At 69.1% G+C, this 4563-nt stretch carries 3 protein-coding genes; all 3 read left to right on the plus strand.

Annotated features, from left to right (window positions below):
• The first annotated feature begins 190 nt into the window (after nucleotides 1-190).
• The 3 genes from tkt to fba are packed head-to-tail and all read left to right on the plus strand — an operon-like array spanning nucleotide 191 to nucleotide 4219.
• A complete protein-coding gene (tkt, locus tag IV112_RS18370) occupies nucleotides 191-2263 on the plus strand; it encodes a transketolase (RefSeq protein ID WP_304005942.1) in 2073 nt (690 codons plus the stop codon).
• 2 nt (nucleotides 2264-2265) lie between these two features.
• A complete protein-coding gene (locus IV112_RS18375) occupies nucleotides 2266-3150 on the plus strand; it encodes an aldehyde dehydrogenase (protein WP_304005943.1) in 885 nt (294 codons plus the stop codon).
• A gap of 52 nt (nucleotides 3151-3202) precedes the next feature.
• On the plus strand, nucleotides 3203-4219 hold the full coding sequence (gene fba / locus IV112_RS18380; protein ID WP_008063508.1) for a class II fructose-bisphosphate aldolase: 1017 nt from the start codon (nucleotides 3203-3205) through the stop codon (nucleotides 4217-4219).
• Nucleotides 4220-4563: the final 344 nt, after the last annotated feature.

Raw genomic sequence — 4563 nt, forward strand, 5'->3', positions numbered from 1 at the left:
CCGCGCGGCTTCGACTTCCCCTACCTGCTGAGCATGCTGCACGACTCCTTCATGTCGCGTGCCAACACGCTGGTGGTGCCGGGCGGAAAGATGGAACTGGCGATGCAGCTCATCTTCACGCCGATGATCCTGCGCCTGATCGAACGCCGCCGTCAGCTGCGCGCCGCCTGACAGATTCCGAGGACTTCCCATGAACGACGCGAACCTCTTTCTCCGCACGCAGTGCGCCAACGCGATCCGGGCGCTGGCGATGGACGCCGTGCAGGCCGCCAACTCCGGTCACCCGGGCATGCCGATGGGCATGGCCGACATCGCCGAGGCGCTGTGGCGCCACCACCTGAAGCACGATCCGGCCGACCCGCAGTGGCCGGACCGCGACCGCTTCGTGCTGTCCAACGGCCACGGCTCGATGCTGCTGTACGCGCTGCTGCACCTCACCGGCTATGACCTGCCGATGGACGAACTGCGCCGCTTCCGCCAGCTGCATTCGCGCACGCCGGGCCACCCGGAGGTCGACATCACGCCGGGTGTGGAAACCACCACCGGCCCGCTCGGCCAGGGCATCGCCAACGCGGTCGGCATGGCACTCGCAGAGAAGCTGCTCGCCGCCGAATTCAACCGGCCGGGCCACGCGGTGATCGATCACCGCACCTGGGCCTTCGTCGGCGACGGTTGCCTGATGGAAGGCATCAGCCACGAAGTGTGTTCGCTGGCCGGCACGTGGAAGCTGAACAAGCTGGTCGTGTTCTACGACGACAACGGCATTTCCATTGACGGCGACGTGAGTGGCTGGTTCACCGACGACACGCCGGCGCGCTTCGAGTCCTACGGCTGGACGGTCATCCGCAACGTCGACGGCCACAGCCCGGTCGCGCTCGACGCGGCGATCGAAACCGCGCTCGCGAGCGACAGGCCGGTGCTCGTGTGCTGCGAAACGCGCATCGGCCAGGGCTCGCCCAACCGCGCCGGCACCGCCAAGGCGCACGGCGAGGCGCTCGGTGATGCGGAGATCGCGCTCACCCGCGAAGCGCTGGGCTGGACCGCCGCGCCGTTCGAGATTCCTGCCGCGCTGCAGGCCGCCTGGTCGGCGCGCGAACGCGGCGCCGCGGCGCACCGCAGCTGGCAGCAGCGCGTCGACTATTACGCCAGGGCCTTCCCCGAACTGGCGGCCGAACTGCGCCGCCGGCTGAAGAGCGACGCCACGCTGTCGTCCGACGCGCTGCGCGCGCTCGAAGCCGCCTGCGACGCCGCCGAAGCACGCGCCGCCTCGGTCGCGACGCGCAAGGCCTCGCAGGACGCACTGCACATCATCGCGCCAGCAATGCCGGAACTGCTCGGCGGCTCGGCTGACCTGACCGGCTCCAACCTGACGGACTGGAAGGGCCACCGCCCCTTGAAGGGTGACGGCATCGGCAACCACGTGCACTACGGCGTGCGCGAATTCGGCATGGCGGCGGTGATGAACGGTGTGGCGCTGCACGGCGGCTACCGGCCCTACGGCGGCACCTTCCTCACCTTCTCCGACTACGCGCGCAACGCCATCCGCATGTCGGCGCTGATGCATCTGCCGGTCACCTATGTGTTCACGCACGATTCGATCGGCCTTGGCGAGGACGGCCCGACACATCAGCCGGTCGAGCACGCCGCCAGCCTGCGGCTGATTCCGAACGTCGACGTCTGGCGTCCGTGCGACGCCACCGAAACAGCGGTCGCCTGGCGTGAGGCGCTGCGCCGTGGTGCCAGCGCACAGCCCGGTCCGGCCTGTCTGCTGCTGTCACGCCAGGCGCTGCCGCATGCCGGTGACGGCAGTGTGCGCATCGACGACATCGCGCGCGGCGGCTATGTGCTGCGCCATCCGCGCGACGAGCAGGTGTGCCTGATCGCCACCGGCTCCGAGGTCGGCATCGCATTGCTCGCGGCCGAACTGCTGGCGGCAGACGGCATCGCGGCGCGCGTGGTGTCCATGCCCTGCGTCGAAGCGTTCGAGCGACAGGACGCGCGCTGGCGTGAGGACGTGATCCCGCGCCGGCTGCCGAGACTGGCCATCGAAGCCGGCTGCACCGCGCACTGGTGGAAGTATGTCGGCGAAGCCGGCGTCAGCGGCGACGTGGTGGGCCTCGACCGCTTCGGCGAATCGGCGCCGGCCGGTCTGCTGTTCAAGCACTTCGGCATCACGCCGGAAGCGGTGGCCACGCGTGCCCGCGCGCTGGTGGCGGCGCACGGTGCAGCGCACGCCGAGCGCGAAGCGCTGGCGGCCAGCTGACCATGACGGCGACCCGTATCGCCATCGACGGCGGCGGCCGTCTCGCCGCCAGCGTGCTGCGCGCACTCGCGGGCCGCGACGATCTGGAACTGGTCGCGCTGAACGCGCCCCCCGGCAGCGGCGACGCCGATGCCGACGTCGAGGGTACTGACTTCGTGCGACTGCGCGAACGCGACACCCGCCGCCTGCCGTGGAAGCGGCACGCGGTGGACATCGTGCTCGACTGCTCGGGCGGCGATGCACGCGACCATCTCGGGGCCGGCGCGCGCAAGGTGCTGAACTGCGCACCGGCTGCAGCGCGGCACGACAAGACCGTGGTCTATGGCATCAACCATCACGCGCTGCGCGACAGCCACCGCAGCGTGCACAGCGCCTGTCGCGCGACGCACTGCATCGCGCCGGTGGCGCGCGTGCTGCACGACGCGCTCGGCATTTCGAACGGGATGCTGACCGCCGTACACAGCCGGCCGCACGACGTGGATGCTGGCAGCCTGCCGCAACGCACCGGTGCCGCCGAACACCTGCACCGCGTGCTGCCGGAGCTGGACCACTGCTTCGACGAAACCGAACCGATGCGCATCCCCGGCGTGCATGCGTCGCTGGTCGGCATGGTGTTCGTCGCCGAACGCGCCAGCTCGGTGGAGGAAGTGAACAGCCTGATGCAGGCCGCCGCCTTCGGCGACTGGGCCGACATCGTGCGCTACGGCGACACGCCCTTCACCACCGCACTGTCCGACCGCGATACCCGCTCCTGCATCTTCGAATCCGGTTGGACCCAGGTGTCCGGCCGCGTCGTCAAGGTGTGCGCCGGCTACCGCGGCGACCTCGGCTACGCCCACCGCGTGGTCGACACCGCCCGCGCCATGCACCGCCCCCTCAGCCCCTGATTCCCAGCCCCTAGCCCCTGATCCCTAATCCCTAATCCCTAAAGGAAAAGCCATGCCCATGATTTCCCTGCGCCAGCTGCTCGACCACGCCGCCGAACACGGCTACGGCGTGCCCGCCTTCAACATCAACAATCTGGAACAGATCCAGGCCATCATGCAGGCGGCGCAGAAGGTCAATGCGCCGGTCATCCTGCAGGCTTCGGCCGGTGCGCGGAAGTACGCCGGCGAACCTTTCCTGCGGCGCATGGTGGAAGCGGCCGCCGAGATGTATCCGGAGCTGCCCATCGTGCTGCATCAGGATCACGGCGCCAGTCCTGCGGTGTGCGTGCAGGCGATCCGCTCCGGTTTCACCAGCGTCATGATGGACGGCTCGCTGATGGAAGACGCGAAGACGCCCGCCAGCTACGAATACAACGTAGACGTGACGCGCCGCGTGGTCGACATGGCGCATGCGGTCGGCGTATCGGTAGAGGGCGAACTGGGCTGCCTCGGGTCGCTGGAATCGGGCACCGCCGGCGAGGAAGATGGCGTGGGCGCGGCCGGCGTGCTCACCCACGACCAGATGCTGACCGACCCGGACCAGGCCGCCGAATTCGTCGCCGCCACCGGCGTCGACGCGCTGGCCATCGCCATCGGCACCAGCCACGGCGCCTACAAGTTCAGCCGCAAGCCGACCGGCGACATCCTCGCCATCGACCGCATCAAGGCCATCCATGCGCGCATCCCGAACACCCACCTGGTCATGCACGGTTCGAGCAGCGTGCCGCAGGACTGGCTGGGCATCATCCGCGAGCATGGCGGCGACATCCGCGAAACCTATGGCGTGCCGGTCGAGGAAATCCAGGAAGGCATCCGCCACGGCGTGCGCAAGGTCAACATCGACACCGACATCCGTCTCGCGATGACCGGCGCCATGCGCCGCGCGATGGCGAAGGACCCGTCCGAGTTCGACCCGCGCAAGTTCATGAAGGACGCCATGGCCGCCGCTCGTGACCTGTGCATCGAGCGCTTCGAAGCCTTCGGCTGCGCCGGCATGGCCGGGCGCATCGTGCTGCGCAAGGCGGCCTGAGCCTCGCGAAAACACACCCTCGTAGGAGCGGTCTTCCGACCGCGACCGCGGCGCCTGAGCCAGAGACGGTGCTTGATCACACGCCGCGTCGGGGTCAGAGGACCCCTCCCACAGAATCTGGTCCAGGCTCGGGCCGCAGGTCGAGCGCACGCCCCCTGTAGGAGCGGTCTTCCGACCGCGACCGCAGCGCCTGAGCGAGAGGCAGTGCTTGATCACAGGCCCCGTCGGGGTCAGAAGACCCTTCCCACAGAACCCTGGTCCAGGCTCGGGCCGCAGGTCGAGCGCACGCCCCCTGTAGATACTGTTATCCGAGTCAAGCACCGTGAGCGGTTGGGTCGAAAGGT

Origin of the sequence: Methyloversatilis discipulorum (assembly GCF_018780585.1) — a bacterium.
GTDB classification, from domain to species: Bacteria; Pseudomonadota; Gammaproteobacteria; order Burkholderiales; family Rhodocyclaceae; genus Methyloversatilis; species Methyloversatilis discipulorum_B.

Bases quoted from the DNA above. Each gene is read 5' to 3' on its own strand.
- tkt (WP_304005942.1), top strand. From the start codon at position 191: ATGAACGACGCGAACCTCTTTCTCCGCACGCAGTGCGCCAACGCGATC.
- IV112_RS18375 (WP_304005943.1), top strand. From the start codon at position 2,266: ATGACGGCGACCCGTATCGCCATCGACGGCGGCGGCCGTCTCGCCGCC.
- fba (WP_008063508.1), top strand. From the start codon at position 3,203: ATGCCCATGATTTCCCTGCGCCAGCTGCTCGACCACGCCGCCGAACAC.